Here is an 18810-nt window from a genome sequence, read left to right as displayed (position 1 = left end):
TCGCCTGTCGGTGTCTGTCAGACGTTCTCGGCCTGGAACATCCAGTGGTGCTTCTCCAGATCCGCCGTGACCGAGATGAAGATGTCCTGGCTGACCGGATCGGCGTCGCCGGTGGCGGCCACCCGCTCCCGCATCCGTGTGATCACCGCGCCCAGCGCCGCCACGAGCGTGCGTACGGCGTCCGTGTCCTTGATCCAGCCCTCGGGCACGGTGCCGATTCCGCTGCCGCCTGCCACCGTGGCGGCCCGTCCGTCGGGTGACACCCCGAGCGCCGAGGCCCGTTCCGCGACGGTGTCGGAGTGCAGGCGCGCACTGTCGACGACTTCGTCGAGCTGAAGATGGATGGACCGGAAGCGGGCGCCGACGACGTTCCAGTGGACCTGCTTCGCCACGAGCGACAGGTCCACCAGGTCGACGAGCGCGCCCTGGAGCGCCTCGGACACCGTCTTCAGGTCCTTGTCGGACAACGGGCTCTTCACGACGTTCATGCATCTCCTCCGCGGGCTGGTCCGGCCATGTCCCTCCACCATGACCGCCCCGCCGGACACCGGCAAACGGACCCGAAAGGGGCACGGGAAGCGCACCCGGAAAGGCGCGGAGGAGGCGGGGAGCCGGCACGGGGGAACGCGAAAGCCCCGGCAGCGCCCCTCCGGAAGGTCTGTCCGGAGAAGCCCCGGCCGGGGCTTGACGAATGTGCGTCGGTTCACACACCCACGGTGGTGGGTGTCACGCGGCGACCACGTCCACCGCTTCGGCGGGTGCCTTGATGGTCACACGTTCCGGTGGCACGCCGGTCACCGAAACGGAACCCAGCATGGCGCGCACCGGGGTGGGCACGGGCTGGCTGGGAGTGGCCGCAGCGGACTGGGCCAGCTCGGCGAGAGCGAGCTCGTCGCTCACTTCCCGCATGAGCTCGGACATCCGTACGTCCAGCGCGTCGCAGATGGCGGAGAGCAGCTCGGAGGATGCCTCCTTCTGCCCCCGCTCCACCTCGGAGAGATAGCCGAGTGAGACTCGGGCGGACGAGGAGACTTCGCGCAGAGTACGGCCCTGGCGTTGGCGCTGCCGACGCAGCACGTCACCCAGCAGGCGACGGAGCAGAATCATCGGTGGCTCCCTCCTCGGACCGCGTAGCCGCATCCTTCACGCCCCACCGTACCGCCTTGCGCCGCGGCCGTGCGGGGAGCGATGTCGTGTTCACTCAGGGCTGCAAACATCAAAACCCCCCGTTCTGTTCCGTATCCTGTGCCCGCTCGTTCCCGGTCTGTTCGCTCGCGAGCTCCCTCAGGAACAGTGCGAGTACGCTCCGTACACTCTCCATACGGATTTCCGCGCGGTCGCCGTTCAACCGCAGCGCCATCACTTTTCCGCCGCCGGCAGAACCGGAATGCGCCGCGGGAGGGCCGTCCAGGGCCACGAAGACCGTCCCGACCGGTTGGCCGTCCTGCGGTTCGGGGCCGGCCACGCCGGTGGTCGCGAGGCCCCAGTCGGCACCCAGCGCCTTGCGGACTCCCGCCGCCATCTCTGCCGCGACCTGCGGATCCACCGCCCCGCGCTCGGCCAGCAGAGTGGGGTCGACTCCCAGCAGCGCGTGCTTGAGGTCGGTGGCGTACGCGGTCACCGACCCCCGGAACACCTTGGAGGCCCCGGAGACCGCGGTGATCTCCGCCGCGACCAGACCGCCGGTGAGCGACTCGGCGACGGCGACCGTCTCGCCCTTCACCGTGAGTAGTCGCACCAGGTCGGCGGCCGCGGAACTCACGCCCCCGCCTCCTCCGACGCGGCTTTGCGCTCGGCGATTCCCTGCCTGCGCAGCACGATGGCCTGTCTCACGTAGTCGAGTCCGGTGACCACGGTCAGGACGACCGCCACCGCCATCACCCAGAACCTCGCGGTGGCCAGCCAACCCGTCAGTGCCAGGACGTACATCCCGACGGCGATGCCCTGGGCGAGCGTCTTGAGCTTGCCGCCCCGGCTCGCCGGGATGACGCCGTACCGGATGACGAGGAAACGGATCAGCGTGACGCCGAGCTCCCGGCCGAGGATGACTCCGGTCACCCACCAGGGCAGGTCGCCCAGCCAGGAGAGACAGATCAGCGCCGCGCCCATGATCGCCTTGTCGGCGATGGGGTCGGCGATCTTCCCGAAGTCGGTGACGAGGTTGTAGGTGCGGGCCAGATGACCGTCGAACAGGTCGGTGATCATCGCGATGGCGAAGGCCGCCCAGGCGAGCGAGCGCCACGCGGGGTCGTATCCGCCGTCGGCGAGCAGCAGGGCCACGAAGCCGGGCACCAGGATCAGCCGGAGCATGGTCAGCAGATTGGCGATGTTCCAGACGCTGGCCTGGTTGACGGCCGCGGCCGTCAGCTTCTCGCGCCGTGCCGACTTCCCGTTTTCGTGCTCTCCCTGCGCGGCACCGGACTCGCGGCCGGCGACGGAGTCGCGGACCGCACCGGACTCGCGAGCGGCGGCAGAGCCGCGGCCCGCGCCGGATGCGCGGCCGGCTCCCGACCCGGTCGCCGACGCGGCGCCCTTGCCGGACGGCTCGTTCACCGTGCGCGCCTTCGCGGGGCCGCCCGCCGCTGCTGCCGGGACACCCGTCATCTGCCCGCCTCCTCAGGACACGCGGGCGAGCCGACGAGCGGCTCGGCCACGAGGTCGACACCCTCCGTACCGACCACCTTCGCCTCGACGATACGGCCGACGCTCAGTCCGGCGCCGCTGGTGAGCAGCACCTGTCCGTCGGTCTCCGGGGCCTGGTGCGCCCCGCGGCCGTACGCGCCGTCCTCCGAGTCCACCGACTCCACCAGGACCCGCACGGTCTCGCCCAGGCGCTCCTCGGCCCGCTGCGAGACGAGTTCCTCGGCCAGCCGGGAGATCCGGGCCAGCCGCTCGGCGACGACGTCCTCGTCGAGCTTGTTGTCGTAGGTCGCCGCCTCGGTGCCCTCCTCGTCGGAGTACCCGAAGACGCCGATGGCATCGAGCCGCGCGCCGTTGAGGAAACGCTCCAGCTCGGCCAGGTCGGACTCGGACTCGCCCGGGAAGCCCACGATGAAGTTGGAGCGCACGCCGGCCTCCGGGGCCTTGCCGCGGATGGTGTCGAGCAGCTCCAGGAAGCGGTCGGTGTCGCCGAAGCGGCGCATCGAGCGCAGCACCGCGGGTGCCGAGTGCTGGAAGGAGAGATCGAAGTAGGGCACGACCTTGGGGGTCGAGGTCAGCACGTCGATCAGGCCGGGCCGCATCTCGGCGGGCTGGAGGTAGCTGACCCGCACCCTCTCGATGCCGTCGACGTCGGCGAGCTCGGGCAGCAGCGACTCCAGCAGCCGGATGTCGCCCAGGTCCTTGCCGTACGAGGTGTTGTTCTCGGAGACCAGCATGATCTCCTTCACGCCCTGCTCGGCCAGCCAGCGCGTCTCGTTCAGCACGTCGCTCGGGCGGCGCGAGATGAAGGAGCCGCGGAAGGACGGGATGGCGCAGAAGGAGCAGCGCCGGTCGCAGCCGGAGGCGAGCTTCACGGAGGCGACCGGGGAGCCGTCCAGACGGCGGCGCAGGGGCGCCCGGGGCCCGGAGACCGGGGCCACGCCCTCGGGGAGGTCCGTGGGGGCGCCGTGCCCGGGGAGGGCCACCTCGGCGCCCGCGTCCTGCCGCTCGGCCGGGCTGATCGGCAGCAGCTTGCGCCGGTCGCGCGGGGTGTGGGCGGCGTGGATGCCGCCGGACAGGATGGTCTGGAGGCGGTCGGAGATGTCGGTGTAGTCGTCGAAACCGAGCACTCCGTCGGCCTCGGGGAGGGCCTCGGCGAGCTCCTTGCCGTACCGCTCGGCCATGCAGCCGACCGCCACGACGGCCTGGGTTCTGCCCCGGCCCTTGAGATCGTTGGCCTCCAGGAGGGCGTCCACGGAGTCCTTCTTGGCGGCGTCGACGAAGCCGCAGGTGTTGACGACGGCGACGTCCGCGTTCGCGGCGTCCTCCACGAGGTCCCAGCCGTCCGCCTCCAAGCGGCCTGCGAGCTCCTCCGAGTCCACCTCGTTACGGGCGCAGCCAAGGGTGACGAGTGCGACGGTACGGCGTTCAGGCATGGGCTCAAGACTACTTCGTCCCGCTGACACCCCACGTCGACGGGGTTGGCCGATCTTGGCCAACCCCGTACCGGTTCACGTGTTCACAGGGTCACCCGACCTGCGGGTCGCCCTTCGTGTACGTCAGACGCTCCACGGCGCCCTGCTGGAAGTCGTCCTCGATCTTCTTGCCGTTGACGTAGAGCTGGATGGCGCCGGCGTCGCCGAGCACCAGGTTGATCTTCGAGGAGTCCTGGAAGGTCTTGGACTCGCCCTGCTTGAGCAGTCCGTCGAAGAGCAGCCGGCCGTTGTGGTCCTTGGCGGAGATCCAGCTGCGGCCGTCGGCGGCGCTGACCTGGACGGTCACCTTGTCCTGCGGGGCGGCCGCGATGGCGCTGTCGGACGGCTCCGGCTTGGGGTCGACGGGCTTGCTGTCCTTCTTCGGCGTGGCGGAGGCGGTGGTGCTCGTCGTGGGCGTGGAGCCTTCGGCGATCTGGTCCCGGCTGTCGCCGTCGCCGCCCTTGAAGGCGGTGAAGCCGACGAAGCCGACCACCGCGACGATGGCGGCGACCATGGCCGCGGTCCAGTTGGGTCCGCGCCGCTCGGGACGGATGCGCTCCGCCTCGAACAGGGGTGCGGCCGGGGTGGGTGCCGGGCGGCCACCACGCTCGGCGGAGAACTGGGCCAGCAGGGGCTCGGGGTCGAGGTGGACGGCCTTGGCCAGGGTCCTGAGGTGACCGCGGGCGTAGACGTCGCCGCCGCACGGGGCGAAGTCGTCCGCCTCGATGGCGTGCACGATGGCGATACGCACCCGGGTGGCGGTACTGACGTCGTCTACGGTCAGCCCGGCGGCGATGCGCGCCTGCTGCAGAGTGCGGCCGATGGAAAGGTGGGCATCCTCACGATCGTCCTCGAACGGACGCTCGTCTTCAGGGGAGTTGCCGATGGACACGGGGGCGCCTTTCGAGCGAGTAGCCACCTGTGCTGGAAGTTCAGTCTAGGGGTGGTACGAAAGGGTGGGGCAACCGGGCGGCAGGACTTTGTACGCCATCGGAATGGCCGGTCGTCCCGACGGTTCGGCAGCGGCTTTGCGCTTCCTCCAAGTTGACGTATGCCGGGGGGAAACGGTTGCCGTTGATCGCTTACGGATGGGTCACGATCCAACATCATCCTGCGGTACGGAGCCCGCTGCCGACCTGCCGACGCGCGCCGGTGTCCCTATTATCCTTCAGAATCACCGCGGATCACCGCGAGCACGCCGTCGAGTTCGTCCGGCTTCACCAGTACGTCACGTGCCTTGGACCCCTCGCTGGGTCCGACCACGCCACGGGACTCCATCAGGTCCATCAGCCGCCCGGCCTTGGCGAAGCCGACCCGGAGCTTGCGCTGGAGCATGGACGTCGACCCGAACTGGGTGGATACCACCAGTTCGGCCGCCTGGCACAGCAGGTCCAGGTCGTCGCCGATGTCCTCGTCGATCTCCTTCTTCTGTTTGGTGCCGACCACGACGTCTTCCCGGAAGACCGGGGTCATCTGATCCTTGCAGTGCCGGACGATGGCCGCGACCTCGTCCTCGGTCACGAACGCGCCCTGCATACGGGTGGGTTTGTTGGCCCCCATCGGCAGGAACAGCCCGTCGCCCTTGCCGATCAGCTTCTCGGCGCCCGGCTGGTCGAGGATGACCCGGCTGTCGGCGAGCGAGGAGGTGGCGAACGCGAGCCGCGACGGCACGTTCGCCTTGATCAGGCCGGTGACCACGTCGACGGACGGCCGCTGGGTCGCCAGCACCAGGTGGATGCCGGCCGCGCGGGCCAACTGGGTGATGCGCACGATCGCGTCCTCGACGTCCCGCGGCGCGACCATCATCAGGTCGGCGAGCTCGTCGACGATGACCAGCAGGTACGGGTACGGGCTGAGCTCGCGCTCGCTGCCCTCGGGCAGCTTCACCTTGCCGTTCCTGATGGCCTCGTTGAAGTCGTCGATGTGCCGGAACCCGAACGCCGCGAGGTCGTCGTAGCGCAGGTCCATCTCCCGCACCACCCACTGCAACGCCTCGGCGGCCCGCTTGGGGTTGGTGATGATCGGCGTGATCAGGTGCGGAATTCCCTCGTACGCGGTCAGCTCCACGCGCTTGGGGTCGACGAGGACCATCCGGACGTCCTCGGGGGTCGCCCGGACCATGACCGAGGTGATGAGGCAGTTGATGCACGAGGACTTGCCGGAACCGGTGGCTCCGGCCACCAGGATGTGCGGCATCTTCGCGAGGTTGGCCATCACATAGCCGCCCTCGACGTCCTTGCCGAGCGCCACCAGCATCGGGTGGTCGTCCTCGGCGGCGTCCGCGAGGCGCAGCACGTCCCCGAGGTTGACCATCTCCCGGTCGGTGTTCGGGATCTCGATGCCGACCGCCGACTTGCCGGGGATCGGGCTGATGATCCGCACGTCCGGACTGGCGACGGCGTACGCGATGTTCTTGGTGAGCGCGGTGATGCGCTCGACCTTCACGGCGGGGCCGAGCTCGACCTCGTAGCGCGTGACCGTCGGCCCACGGGTGAACCCGGTGACGGCCGCGTCCACCTTGAACTCGGTGAAGACGTTCGTCAGCGAGGCGACGACGGCGTCATTGGCGGCGCTGCGCGCCTTGCCGGGCCCGCCGCGCTCCAGCAGGTCGAGCGAGGGCAGCGCATAGGTGATGTCCCCGGACAGCTGGAGCTGTTCGGCGCGCGGCGGCAGGTCGCGCGGGTGTTCGGGTGCCGCCTTGGTCAGGTCGGGGACCGCGCCGACCGGGAGCCGCTCCTGCTTGGGCCGCGCCGCCGGCACGGGCGTGGGGGCGGGCGTCGGCGCGGTCGGCTCGCGGTCGGCGACGCTGACGCCCTGGGTGAGGTCGGCGACGATCGGCGAGGGCGGCATACCGTGCAGCACCGCGCCGTCGAGCGCCGCCGCGGCGGCCGCGGCCACGTCCACGGCGTCCGGCTGGCGCCCCATGTCCGGCTGCGGCACCGCGGAGCGCCGGGGGCGGCCGCGGCGCCGGGACAGCGCCTCCTGCTCCGCGTCGTCCGGGTCGTACGGCCGGGCGGCGCCCGGCTGTCTGCGGGAGCGTGCGGGCAGTCCCTCGCGCCACTGCTCGTCGTACCGCTCGTCGTCGTCGGTGAGGTCGTCCGCCGCGGGGTCGTGCAGTACGCCCAGCCGTACGGCGAGCGCCCGCAGCCGCTGCGGGACGGCGTTGACCGGGGTCGCCGTGACCACGAGCAGCCCGAAGACGGTGAGCAGCACGAGCAGCGGCACGGCCAGCACATCGCCCATGCCGTACGTCAACGGGGTCGCCACGCCCCAGCCGATGAGACCGCCGGCGTCCCTTATCGCCTGCATGCCGTCGCTGCGGGCGGGCGAGCCGCAGGCGATGTGGACCTGGCCGAGCACACCGATGACGAGCGCGGACAGGCCGATCACGATCCGGCCGTTGGCCTCCGGCTTCTCGGGGTGCCTTACGAAGCGCACGGCGATGGCCGCGAGCAGGACCGGGACGAGCAGGTCGAGACGGCCGAAGGCACCGGTCACCAGGATCTCGACGAGATCGCCGACCGGGCCGCGCAGGTCGGCCCAGGTGCCGGCGGCGACGATCAGCGCGAGACCGAACAGCAGCAGCGCCACGCCGTCCTTGCGGTGCGCCGGGTCGAGGTTCTTCGCGCCCTGCCCTATGCCCCGGAACACCGCGCCGACGGCGTGCGCAAGGCCGAGCCAGAGGGCGCGGACGAGCCGGTAGACGCCCCCGGTGGGGCTGGGCGCCGGCTTGGGGGGCGCGGCCTTCTTCGCCGCGGCCTTCTTGGCAGGTGCCTTCTTCGCCGGGGGTTTCTTGGCAGCGGCCTTCGCCGGAGCCTTCGCTGAAGCGGCCGCCTTCTTCGCGGGCGGCTTCTTGGCTGCGGAGGAACGTGAGGCCATAGGTGTGAGGTTACCGGTGGAGGCGACAGCGGACACGTGTGGCCAATGCTTCACCCGTTCGTGTCGCCCTTGTGGGGGCCCGGAACTGACGCGGGTTCACACGTACCCGCGACTTCACCGCGCGTCAGTTCTGCGACGGGACCGGGGCCGTGCCGCCGGTACCCGGCTCCAGGGCGTCCAGGGCCCGGCGCAGCCCGGTCAGCTTGCGTTCGAGGTGGGCCGCAGTGGCCACCGCCGCCGCGTCGGCGGAGTCGTCGTCGAGCTGCTTGGACAGCGCCTCGGCCTGCTCCTCGACGGCCGCGAGGCGCGCGGAGAGCTCCGCAAGCAGACCGGGCGACTCCTTCGCCCCGCCGGCCACGGCCTTGCCGCCGCCCTCCAACTGGAGCCGCAGCAGCGCCGCCTGCTCCCGCAGCTGGCAGTTCTTCATGTACAGCTCGACGAAAACGGACACCTTCGCGCGCAGCACCCACGGATCGAAGGGCTTCGAGATGTAGTCCACCGCGCCCGCCGCGTAACCGCGGAAGGTGTGATGGGGACCGTGGTTGATCGCGGTGAGGAAGATGATCGGGATGTCCCGGGTCCGTTCCCGTCGCTTGATGTGTGCGGCTGTTTCGAAACCGTCCATTCCCGGCATCTGGACGTCCAGCAGAATGACCGCGAAGTCGTCCGTCAGCAGCGCCTTGAGCGCTTCCTCCCCGGACGATGCCCGCACCAGCGTCTGATCGAGCGCAGAGAGGATCGCCTCCAGCGCCAGCAGATTCTCCGGCCGGTCATCGACCAGGAGGATCTTGGCCTTCTGCACCATGGCCCGCCCTCCTCGCCCCGGCATGGGGCCTCCCCGGTCCGCAGGACTTGGGAAAGCACCACCTGGTGCCGCCCCAGCGGACGACTCCCTTGCGTCGCCCGTCCTCGTGCCGGTCATGGTAGCCGCACCCCGCCCGTCGCCACACCCTGTCACCGCGATGTCACTGTGCACGTAGCAGAAACGCAGCAGGAGACCAGAAGGTTCCCCGAATACCGTACTTCTACACGGCTTCGGACACACTGCGTCAGCAACTCCGTGTGAACTCCCGAGGATCCCGCCACATCCGCACCAGCCCTGTGCGAACTCCGACCGATACCGCCACTACTGCCGCATCCACTGCTCCATCACGGCCAGCAGATGGTCGGGATCGACCGGCTTCGTCACATAGTCGGACGCGCCCGATTCGATCGCCTTCTCCCGGTCGCCCTTCATCGCCTTCGCGGTCAGCGCGATGATCGGCAGCCCGGAGAACTGCGGCATCCTGCGGATCGCGGTGGTCGTCGCATACCCGTCCATCTCGGGCATCATGATGTCCATCAGAACGACCGCCACGTCGTCGTGCTGCTCCAGCACCTCGATGCCCTCGCGCCCGTTCTCGGCGTACAGCACCGACAGCCCGTGCTGCTCCAGGACGCTGGTGAGCGCGAACACGTTGCGGATGTCGTCGTCGACGATGAGCACCTTCTCGCCCCCGAACCGGAAGCCCTGCGCGGACCGCTCCTCGGGCCCCTGCCCGGTCTGCCACTGCTCCGGCTGCCCGATGCCCTGCTCCAGCCCCGGCGCGCCCCGGCGACGGCGCCGGAAGAGCGCGGCCGGACCGTTCTGCGTCTCGCGGTACGACTTCACCTCGGCCGGCGTCTCGACCTCCGCCTCGGAGAACACGGACAGATCGCCCTCGGACGCCACCAGCTCGCCCGCCTCCAGGGTCGGCACCGGCTGCTGGTAGCCGTGCGGGGGCAGCTCGCTCGGGTGCAGCGGCAGGTACAACGTGAAGGTCGAACCCCGGCCCGGCTCGCTCTGCGCGTGGATCTCGCCGCCGAGCAGCTGCGCGATCTCCCGCGAGATCGACAGCCCGAGACCCGTACCGCCGTACTTGCGGCTGGTCGTCCCGTCCGCCTGCTTGAACGCCTCGAAGATCACCCGCATCTTGCCGGCCGCGATCCCGATCCCCGTGTCGGTCACCGAGAACGCGATCAGCGGCGCATCCGGGGCGCCGAGCGAACCGGCCTCCAGCAACTGCTCCCGGATCGCCACCGGAACATCCGCCCCGGCCGGCCTGATCACCAGCTCCACCGACCCGGAGTCGGTGAACTTCACCGCGTTGGACAGCAGGTTGCGCAGCACCTGGAGCAACCGCTGCTCGTCGGTGTGCAGGGTGGCGGGCAGCTCGGGCGACACCCGTACGGACAGATCGAGCCCCTTCTCCGCGGTCAACGGCCGGAAGGTGGCCTCCACATAGTCGACGAGCTGCACCAGCGCGATGCGCGTCGGGGAGACGTCCATCTTGCCCGCCTCGACCTTCGACAGGTCCAGGATGTCGTTGATCAGCTGAAGCAGGTCGGACCCGGCCCCGTGGATCGTCTCGGCGAACTCGACCTGCTTCGGGGAGAGATTGCCCTCGGCGTTGTCGGCGAGCAGCTTGGCCAGGATCAGCAGCGAGTTCAGCGGCGTACGCAGCTCGTGCGACATGTTGGCCAGGAACTCGCTCTTGTAGCGCATCGACACGGCGAGTTGCTCGGCGCGCTCCTCCAGGACCTGCCGCGCCTCCTCGATCTCGGTGTTCTTCACCTCGATGTCACGGTTCTGCTGGGCCAGCAGCTCGGCCTTCTCCTCCAGTTCGGCGTTGGACGCCTGAAGGGCCTTCTGCCGCTGCTCCAACTCCACGGAGCGCTCGCGCAGTTGCTCGGTGAGCTCCTGCGACTGCTTCAGCAACTGCTCCGTCTTGGTGTTGACCGAGATGGTGTTGACGCTGGTCGCGATCATCTCGGCGATCTGGTTGAGGAAGTCCTTCTGGATCTGCGTGAACGGCGTGAACGACGCCAGCTCGATGATCCCGAGCACCTTGCCCTCGAAGAGCACCGGCAGCACGATCACCTGCGCGGGCGGCGCCTCGCCGAGCCCGGACGCGATCTTCAGATAGCCGCTCGGCGCGTTCTCCACGAGGATCGTGCGCTTCTCCTCGGCCGCCGTGCCCACCAGCGCCTCACCCGGCCCGAACGAGCTCGGCATGGAGCCCATCGAGTAGCCGTACGAGCCCAGCATGCGCAGCTCGTACCGGTCGTCCGCGCCGCCACCCACCTCCTTGCCGTCGACCAGCGGCATCGCGACGAAGAACGCGCCGTGCTGCGCGGAGACCACCGGGGTCAGCTCGCTCATGATCAGCGAGGCGACGTCCTCCAGGTCGCGGCGGCCCTGCATCAGCGCGGAGATACGGGCCAGGTTGCCCTTGAGCCAGTCCTGCTCCTTGTTGGCGATCGTGGTGTCGCGCAGGTTGGCGATCATCTTGTTGACCGAGCCCTGGAGCTCCTCGATCTCACCGGAGGCGTCCACGTCGATCTTCAGGTTCAGGTCGCCGCGGGTCACCGCGGCCGCCACGCGCGCGATGGCGCGCACCTGCCGGGTCAGGTTCCCGGCCATCTCGTTCACCGACTCGGTGAGGTCGCGCCAGGTGCCGTCGACGTCACGCACGCGTGCCTGGCCGCCCAGCTGGCCCTCCGTGCCCACCTCACGGGCCACCCGGGTGACCTCCTCGGCGAACGAGGACAGCTGGTCGACCATCGTGTTGATGGTGGTCTTCAGCTCCAGGATCTCACCGCGCGCGTCGATGTCGATCTTCTTCGTCAGGTCACCCTTGGCGATGGCGGTCGTCACCATCGCGATGTTGCGCACCTGACCGGTCAGGTTGGACGCCATCTGGTTCACCGACTCGGTGAGGTCCTTCCAGGTGCCGGCCACACCGGGCACGTGCGCCTGGCCGCCGAGGATGCCGTCCGTGCCCACCTCGCGGGCCACCTTGGTGACCTGCTCGGCGAACGAACTCAGCGTCTTCACCATGGTGTTGAAGGTCTCCGCGAGCTGGGCGACCTCACCGCTCGCGTCGATCGTCACCGTCCGCGTCAGGTCGCCGTTGGCGACGGCCGCCGCGACCTGCGAGATGTTGCGCACCTGCACGGTCAGGTTCTTGGCCATCAGGTTGACGTTGTCGCTGAGGTCCTTCCAGATGCCCGTGACGCCCGGCACGTGCGCCTGGCCGCCGAGGATGCCCTCGGTGCCCACCTCACGGGCCACCCGCGTCACCTGCTCCGCGAACGACGACAGCTGGTCCACCATCGTGTTGACGGTCGTGACGAGTTCGAGGATCTCGCCCTTGGCGTCGACGGTGATCTTCTTCGACAGGTCGCCCTTGGCGACCGCCGTCGTGACCTCGGCGATGTTGCGGACCTGGATGGTCAGGTTGTTCGCCATGAAGTTCACGGACTGGGTGAGGTCCTTCCAGGTGCCCGCGACCCCCTGCACCTCCGCCTGACCGCCCAGCATGCCCTCGGTGCCCACCTCGCGGGCCACCCGCGTCACCTGCTCCGCGAACGACGACAGCTGGTCCACCATCGTGTTCAGGGTGTTCTTCAGCTCCAGGATCTCGCCGCGCGCGTCCACGGTGATCTTCTGCGACAGATCACCCCGCGCCACCGCCGTGGCGACCTGCGCGATGTTGCGCACCTGGGCGGTGAGGTTGCCGGCCATGCCGTTCACCGAGTCGGTCAGGTCCCGCCACACACCGGCGACACCGGGCACCTGCGCCTGACCGCCGAGACGCCCGTCCGTACCCACCTCGCGGGCCACCTTGGTCACCTGGTCGGCGAACGCGGACAGCTGGTCCACCATCGTGTTGATGGTGATCTTCAGCTCCAGGATCTCGCCGCGCGCGTCCACGGTGATCTTCTGCGACAGATCACCCCGCGCCACCGCCGTCGTCACCTGCGCGATCTGCCGCACCTGGGCGGTCAGATTGCCGGTGATGGAGTTGACGGAGTCGGTGAGTTCCTTCCAGGTGCCGGACACCCCGGGCACCTGGGCCTGACCGCCGAGCCGGCCCTCCGTACCCACCTCGCGGCCCATCTGGATGACCTGGTCGGCGAACGACGACAGCTGGTCCACCATCGTGTTCACGGTGTTCTTCAGCTGGAGCATCTCACCGGCCACGTCCACCGTGACCTTCTGGGACAGATCACCGTTGGCGACCGCCGTCGTCACCTGGGCGATGTTGCGCACCTGCCCGGTGAGGTTGCGGAACGCCGTGTTGACGGAGTCCGTCAGGTCCTTCCAGTCGCCCGCGACCCCGGGCACCTGGGCCTGGCCGCCCAGCTCGCCCTCGTTGCCGATCTCCCGGGCGACGCGGGTGACCTCGGCGCCGAAGGCGGACAGCTGGTCCACCATCCCGTTGACCGTGTTCTTCAGCTCCAGCATCTCGCCGGCCACGTCCACCGTGACCTTGCGGGACAGATCACCGCTGGCCACGGCCGTCGTCACGGCGGCGATGTCCCGCACCTGCGTGGTCAGGTTCCGGAAGACGGTGTTGACGGAGTCCGTCAGGTCCTTCCAGGTGCCCGCGGCCCCCGGCACGTTCGCCTGCCCGCCGAGCCGCCCCTCGCCACCGACCTCGTTGGCCACCCGCGTGACCTCGTCCGCGAACACCCGCAGGGTCTCGGTCATCTGGTTGATCGTGTCGGCGAGCTGGGCGACCTCGCCGCGCGCCTGCACGGTCACCTTCCGAGACAGGTCACCGCTGGCGACCGCGGTGGTCACCTCCGCGATCCCCCGCACCTGGGCCGTGAGGTTACCGGCCATGGTGTTCACCGAGTCGGTGAGTTCCTTCCACACCCCGTCGACACCGGTCACCTGGGCCTGACCGCCCAGGATGCCCTCGGTGCCCACCTCGCGGGCCACCCGCGTCACCTCGGAGGAGAACGCGGAGAGCTGGTCCACCATCGTGTTGACGGTGTTCTTCAGCTCCAGCATCTCGCCGGCCACGTGCACCGTGACCTTGCGGGACAGATCACCCTTGGCGACCGCCGTCGTCACCAGGGCGATGTCGCGCACCTGGGCCGTCAGCCGGTACGCCATCGTGTTGACGGAGTCCGTGAGGTCCTTCCAGGAACCCGACATGCCGCGCACCTGGGCCTGACCGCCCAGCTTGCCCTCCGTACCGACCTCGCTGGCCACCCGCGTGACCTCGTCGGTGAACGTCGACAACTGGTCGACCAGGTTGTTGACCGTACGCCCGACCTTCAGGAACTCCCCGCGCAGCGGATGCCCCGGCCCGTCCGGCCCCTGGGTCCGCAGATCCATCCGCGGCGACAGATCACCCTCGGCCACCCCCGACAACACCCGGCTGACCTCGGAGACAGGCCGTACGAGATCGTCCACGAGCGCGTTGGAGTTGTCGATCGCGGTCGCCCAAGAACCCTCGCAGGCCCCCGTCTCCAGGCGTTCGGTGAGCTTTCCCTCACGTCCGACCATGCGCCGCACCCGCGACAACTCGCCCGTGAGATGCAGATTGCGGTCGGCGACCTCGTTGAAGACCGCCGCGATCTCCGACATCACGCCGTCCCCGGACACCGTGAGCCGCTTGCGGAAGTTCCCGTCCCGCATGGCCAGCAGAGCGACGAGCAACCGGTTCAGGGCAGCCGTGTCCACCGTGGTGGTGCCGTTGCGCCCCTTGCCCCGGCTGCTACTAGGGGACTGTCCGCCTTTCGCGCGCGCCTTCGTGGCCCGCGTAGGTGCGCCAGACTCCACTGTGTCCCTCCCGCAAGGGTCGACCATTGCCGCTCTGTGCCCCGGCACTCCCGATCGGCGTACCGGTGTCATGCTGCCTGCTTGTGCCCGATGCGGTCAGACCGCCCGAGGGGCTGCTGCCCACCATCCGCAGTACCCACTCAGCCTGCCGGTTCCTTCACCGGAAGCTTGCCCAGTGTTTCACCCTCACCGAACCAGGCCATAACAGTTCGGCAGCTTCGCACATCGTCCGCACACCCTCCGGACGGAAACACGGACGACCGGCATCCGCGCGGGCAGGGAAGGTAAGTAACCTTGCATGCGGCTGTCCAGCCGTGCCGGCGCATCCGGCCTGGGCGGTGGCACGAGCACCAGCGGGCATCGGAGGGGCGGCCGCACACATGACCACCGGACTGATCCCCGGGGGACCGACCCCGGAACCCCGGCCGACGAACGGCCTCGCCCCGCAGGCCCCGCGCCTTCCGGTCGGCCCGGGAACCCTGCACGCAGACGACCGGCCGAGGAGTTCTGTGATCACCGCGCGCGCGGCCGCCAGCTTCGAGCCCGTCGGGCGCTCCGTAGCAACCGCCCGCTCCTTCGTCCGCGACACCCTCCAGGGGTGGGGCTTCGCCGACATCGTCGACGACGCGGTGGTCCTCACCAGCGAACTGGTGACCAACGCCGTGGTCCACGCGGGCACGGCCGCGGACGTCCTGTGTCTGCGCAGCGACGACGGCGCACGCATCGAGGTCTCCGACCGCTACCCCGAGCGGGAGATCCCGCTCCAGGGCGCCGCCGTCAACATGGGCAGCCCCGACCGCGAGGGCGGGCGCGGACTTCAGCTGTGCGCGGCCCTGGCGGGCCGGTGGGGCGTCGAGTACACACCGACCCACAAGAACGTCTGGTTCCAACTCGACCTGCCCGCACGCCCGGTGGGCACCCGTTCCGCGGGCCCCTCGCTGCCCGCCCACCTCCTCCCGCTCGCCGACGGCCGGGTCCGCGTCGCCGTCGTCCAGATCGACCGCAACGGCGCGATCATCGCCTGGAACGAGGACGCCGAGGAACTCTTCGGCTACGCCGCGGACCAGGTCACCGGCAAGCCCCTCACCGATCTCGCCGCCTGGCCGCACACCCCCGGCACGGGCACCGGCATCGCGGAGGCCCTTCAACTCTCGCGCTGGGAAGGCAGTTACGGCCTGCGCACCGCGGGCGGCCGGGTGATCCCGGTCTACGCCTCCCATCTGCGCGTCCGCGACACCGGCGGCGAGCCGTCCACGGTCTGCCTGCTCGTCCGCGACCACGAACGCGCCGTCCTCCAGACCCCGTTGCGCGTCCCGGCCTCCGACGCGGGCTCCTCCTCCGACATCCAGGGCGCCGACCCCTTCGAGGTGTTCATCGGCTCCCCGGCCCCGGACGACCTCGACGGTCTCCTCCAGCGCACGGTGGAGCGCGCCCGCGACATGCTCGACGGCGACTCGGCCTTCCTGCTCCTGGCCACCGACGACGAAACGGAGTTGGAGGTCCGCGCCTCGACCGGACTGCCCTCCGCGCGCCAGCGCTTCGCCCGGGTCCCCGTCGAGGCGGGCCCCGGCCGCTACGGCTCGGCCCGTATGCCCGCCGTCCACGAGGACCTCGCGGCCGTCCCCGGCGCCGTGCCCCTGCTGAACGCCACCGGCATGCGCTCGGTCGTGACGGTCCCGCTGAAGGTCGAAGGCCGGCTCACCGGCTCCCTCGGGGTGGCCGCCGAGGCCCCGGGCAGATACTCCAACGAGGAGGCGCTGCGCCTCCAGTTCGCCGCGGACCGCATCGCGCTCGCGGTGGAGTCGGCCCGCCTGGGCGAACTGGAGCGCCTGCGCCGGGGCTCCCTGAGCTTCCTCGTCGAGGCCTCCGACCTGCTGGCCGGCACCCTGGACCGGGACCAGACCCTGGCCCTGATGGCCCAGATGACGGTGCCCACCCTGGCCACCTGGTGCGCCGTGTACACGATCGCCGACCAGGCCTCCGAGCCGTACCTGTCCTATGTGCTGCACGAGGACGAGGAGCTGATCGACGGCATCAAGTCGCTCCTGTCCAAGATCGCCCCGCCGGACCCGGTCCCCACCCCGGGCGCGCGCGTCTGGACGGCTCCGGGTGAAGTGGCCCACCAGGCGGCCCTGCGCAGCTCCATGCGCAGCCTGGGGCTCAGCGGCGGCGCCCCGATCCACCATGCCGCCTCGCGCATCGGTCCGACGCTGGCCACGGCGGCCGCGGTCGGCGGTGAGACGGTGGTCCTCCCGCTGGTCGCCCGCAACCGCGTCATCGGCATGCTGACGCTCGGCAAGCCGACCGACGAACACTTCCGCCAGGAGATCCTGGAACTGGCCGAGGACCTGAGCCGGCGCGCCGCCCTGGCCCTCGACAACGCCCGCCTCTACTCGGAGCGCACGGCGATCAGCCAGTCGCTCCAGCGCAGCCTGCTGCCGCCCGAGCTGCCCACCATCGACGGCGTCGAGGTCGAGGTCATCTACCGCGCGGCCGGCGAGGGCAACGAGGTCGGCGGCGACTTCTACGACCTGTTCCCGATCAGCGACGGCGCCTACGGCTTCGCCATCGGCGACGTCTGCGGTACCGGACCGAACGCGGCGGCGGTCACGGGCCTCGCCCGGCACGCGCTGCGACTGCTGGCCCGCGAGGGCCTCAGCGGCCCGGCCGTGCTGGAGCGCCTGAACTCGGCGATCCTCGACGAGGGCGCCCGCAGCCGCTTCCTGACCCTCCTGTACGGCGAGATGCGCCCCCAGCCGGACGGCAGCGCGGAACTGAAGGTGGTCTGCGCCGGTCACCCGCTGCCGCTCCGGCTGCGCCAGGACGGCACGGTCGAGGCAGCCGCCGAACCCCAGCCGCTGCTCGGCGTCATCGAGGACCTGGAGCTGTACGAGCAGACGGTCACCCTCGATCCGGGGGACGTCCTGCTGTGTGTCACGGACGGGGTCACCGAACGCCGCGAAGGCACCCGCATGCTGGGCGACGACGGCCTCACCGACGTCCTCACGACGTGCACGGGCCTGACGGCCGGCGCGGTCGCGGCGCGCATCATGCGCGCGGTGGAGCGTTTCGCTTCGGACGCCCCGTCGGACGACATGGCGATCCTCGCAATGCGGGTCCCGGGCCTCCAGCACGATTAGGCGGCAGGGAACAGGACATGAGAAAGGCCCCGCCCGATGGGCGGGGCCTTTCTGGTGGAGCCCCCAAACGGAATCGAACCGTTGACCTTCTCCTTACCATGGAGACGCTCTGCCGACTGAGCTATAGGGGCCAGTTGCGTTTTCGAGGTTTCCCTCGCGGCAACGAAATAGAGCATACCCCGAACAGACCCGTGCTCCCAACTCGCTCAGAAGGCGGGCTGGAGCAATCCTCCGAGCGCATTGCACGCGGCCACGATCCGCTGCATGTCCCGCTTCGTCAGGGACGCTTCCACGGGCAGCGCGAGCGTCTCGTCGGCGGCCAGTTCGGTCTCCGGCAGGGACACGCAGCGCCGGAACTCGGGCAGCCGGTGCACCGGTGTCTTCACCGGCACCCGGCAGTCAACTCCCCTGCCGCGCAGGGCGCGTGCAAAGGCGTCACGGTCGGGCCGCCCGTTCCCGGGGACCCGGACGACGTACTGCTGGTAGGTGTGTCCGTCACCCCCGTCGGGCGTGCGCACCCCGCGCAGCTTCCCGTCGAGGTACGCGGCACGCTGCCGGCGCTGGGCGACCTCGTCGTACGGCGCCTCGGACTCCCCCTGCTGCAGTACGAGCAGTCCGTGCCGCTGTCCGAGTGCGTGGAGACGGGCGACGTCGGCCGGTCGGCCGAAGCGGTGTACGGCCACGACGGCCGCCGTCCGCGAGGTCACGGAGGCTTCGACAGCCGACACGTCGAGGCAGTAGGTGACCGGATCTATGTCGGCGAACACCGGGAGCGCACCGGCCAGGGTCGCCGCCTCGGCGACCTCCATGTTCCCGAAAGCCGGCACGATGACCTCGTCACCGATTCCGACACCGGCGGCCCTGAGTATTGCGGCAGTACCCATGCCGTCGATGCTCGTAGCGGAATGTGAACGTCAAGTGTCGACCAACAAAAAAGGGTTGGTCCCTGAACAGAAGTTCAGGGACCAACCCTTTGAATGATTGTTCGGCGGCGTCCTACTCTCCCACAGGGTCCCCCCTGCAGTACCATCGGCGCTGTGAGGCTTAGCTTCCGGGTTCGGAATGTAACCGGGCGTTT

Annotated in this window: 11 protein-coding genes, 1 tRNA gene and 1 rRNA gene; 1 reads left to right on the top strand and 12 read right to left on the bottom strand. The window is 69.9% G+C overall.

Features of this window, described 5'->3' with window-relative positions:
* Positions 1-17: 17 nt before the first annotated feature.
* The 9 genes from ABT085_RS08865 to ABT085_RS08825 all read right to left on the bottom strand — a co-directional run bounded on the left by ABT085_RS08865 (position 18) and on the right by ABT085_RS08825 (position 14592).
* Entirely contained in the window at positions 18-488 is a 471-nt protein-coding gene (locus ABT085_RS08865) for a Dps family protein (protein WP_351603723.1), read from the bottom strand.
* Positions 489-726: 238 nt separating this feature from the next.
* Positions 727-1107, bottom strand: a complete 381-nt coding sequence (locus ABT085_RS08860) for a helix-turn-helix domain-containing protein (RefSeq protein WP_351603721.1) — start codon at positions 1105-1107, stop codon at positions 727-729.
* Positions 1108-1216: 109 nt separating this feature from the next.
* Positions 1217-1762, bottom strand: a complete 546-nt coding sequence (locus ABT085_RS08855) for a CinA family protein (RefSeq protein WP_351603719.1) — start codon at positions 1760-1762, stop codon at positions 1217-1219.
* Positions 1759-2604 carry a CDP-diacylglycerol--glycerol-3-phosphate 3-phosphatidyltransferase gene (gene pgsA / locus ABT085_RS08850; RefSeq protein ID WP_351603717.1) on the bottom strand — a complete coding sequence of 282 codons (846 nt, stop codon included), beginning with the start codon at positions 2602-2604 and terminating at the stop codon, positions 1759-1761. The genes ABT085_RS08855 and pgsA overlap by 4 nt, the downstream gene beginning before the upstream one ends.
* Positions 2601-4076, bottom strand: a complete 1476-nt coding sequence (gene rimO, locus ABT085_RS08845) for a 30S ribosomal protein S12 methylthiotransferase RimO (protein WP_351603715.1) — start codon at positions 4074-4076, stop codon at positions 2601-2603. Before rimO ends, pgsA begins: the two co-directional genes overlap by 4 nt.
* Before the next feature lie 91 nt (positions 4077-4167).
* The gene (locus ABT085_RS08840) at positions 4168-5007 is read right to left on the bottom strand and encodes a helix-turn-helix domain-containing protein (RefSeq protein WP_351603710.1); all 840 of its coding nucleotides are present in this window, start codon (positions 5005-5007) and stop codon (positions 4168-4170) included.
* A gap of 269 nt (positions 5008-5276) precedes the next feature.
* On the bottom strand, positions 5277-7994 hold the full coding sequence (locus ABT085_RS08835; RefSeq protein WP_351603708.1) for a DNA translocase FtsK: 2718 nt from the start codon (positions 7992-7994) through the stop codon (positions 5277-5279).
* Between the two features lie 124 nt (positions 7995-8118).
* A complete protein-coding gene (locus tag ABT085_RS08830) occupies positions 8119-8799 on the bottom strand; it encodes a response regulator (protein WP_152893342.1) in 681 nt (226 codons plus the stop codon).
* Between the two features lie 321 nt (positions 8800-9120).
* Entirely contained in the window at positions 9121-14592 is a 5472-nt protein-coding gene (locus tag ABT085_RS08825) for a HAMP domain-containing protein (protein ID WP_351603706.1), read from the bottom strand.
* Between the two features lie 380 nt (positions 14593-14972).
* Here ABT085_RS08825 and ABT085_RS08820 point away from each other — a divergent pair, with 380 nt between their 5' ends.
* On the top strand, positions 14973-17732 hold the full coding sequence (locus ABT085_RS08820; RefSeq protein ID WP_351603704.1) for a SpoIIE family protein phosphatase: 2760 nt from the start codon (positions 14973-14975) through the stop codon (positions 17730-17732).
* 55 nt (positions 17733-17787) lie between these two features.
* Here ABT085_RS08820 and ABT085_RS08815 read toward each other — a convergent pair.
* The 3 genes from ABT085_RS08815 to rrf all read right to left on the bottom strand — a co-directional run.
* Positions 17788-17863, bottom strand: a tRNA-Thr gene (locus tag ABT085_RS08815).
* A gap of 75 nt (positions 17864-17938) precedes the next feature.
* A complete protein-coding gene (locus ABT085_RS08810) occupies positions 17939-18601 on the bottom strand; it encodes a DegT/DnrJ/EryC1/StrS family aminotransferase (RefSeq protein WP_351603764.1) in 663 nt (220 codons plus the stop codon).
* A gap of 114 nt (positions 18602-18715) precedes the next feature.
* A 5S ribosomal RNA gene (gene rrf / locus ABT085_RS08805) occupies positions 18716-18810 on the bottom strand; the annotation flags it as partial.

Origin of the sequence: Streptomyces sp. NPDC002265 (assembly GCF_040296125.1) — a bacterium.
In the GTDB taxonomy this organism is placed as follows: Bacteria; Actinomycetota; Actinomycetes; order Streptomycetales; family Streptomycetaceae; genus Streptomyces.
The sequence above is the reverse complement of the archived record's forward strand: the minus strand, read 5'-3'. Positions and strand labels throughout refer to the sequence as shown.

Bases quoted from the DNA above. Each gene is read 5' to 3' on its own strand.
- ABT085_RS08865 (WP_351603723.1), bottom strand. From the start codon at position 488: ATGAACGTCGTGAAGAGCCCGTTGTCCGACAAGGACCTGAAGACGGTG.
- ABT085_RS08860 (WP_351603721.1), bottom strand. From the start codon at position 1,107: ATGATTCTGCTCCGTCGCCTGCTGGGTGACGTGCTGCGTCGGCAGCGC.
- pgsA (WP_351603717.1), bottom strand. From the start codon at position 2,604: ATGACGGGTGTCCCGGCAGCAGCGGCGGGCGGCCCCGCGAAGGCGCGC.
- rimO (WP_351603715.1), bottom strand. From the start codon at position 4,076: ATGCCTGAACGCCGTACCGTCGCACTCGTCACCCTTGGCTGCGCCCGT.
- ABT085_RS08835 (WP_351603708.1), bottom strand. From the start codon at position 7,994: ATGGCCTCACGTTCCTCCGCAGCCAAGAAGCCGCCCGCGAAGAAGGCG.
- ABT085_RS08830 (WP_152893342.1), bottom strand. From the start codon at position 8,799: ATGGTGCAGAAGGCCAAGATCCTCCTGGTCGATGACCGGCCGGAGAAT.
- ABT085_RS08820 (WP_351603704.1), top strand. From the start codon at position 14,973: ATGACCACCGGACTGATCCCCGGGGGACCGACCCCGGAACCCCGGCCG.